1 pseudogene is annotated in these 240 nt (G+C 41.2%); it reads left to right on the top strand.

The window, feature by feature from the left end:
* Positions 1–132, top strand: a pseudogene (locus FD34_RS03765) (IS200/IS605 family transposase); the annotation flags it as partial.
* Positions 133–240 lie beyond the last annotated feature (108 nt).

The following is a 240-nucleotide window of genomic DNA, read 5'->3' on the forward strand; positions in this document are numbered from 1 at the left end:
GGATACTACGTCAGTACAGTTGGATTGAATGAATCCACAATACGAAAATATATTAGAGACCAAGAAAAGCATGATCAAGTGCAAGATAAATTGACAACCGTTGAGTATTCCGACCCTTTTAAGGGTAGGTGAAGTAATACAAACACTGCTTAAAGCAGTAGCGAAGTAGTCAGAGCATTTTGGCTTGAACGAAGAGAAAGCCAGCGCCTTGAGACGCTGGCTTATCTTTGCGGCTTATAG

Source organism: Limosilactobacillus pontis DSM 8475 (genome assembly GCF_001435345.1).
GTDB classification, from domain to species: Bacteria; Bacillota; Bacilli; order Lactobacillales; family Lactobacillaceae; genus Limosilactobacillus; species Limosilactobacillus pontis.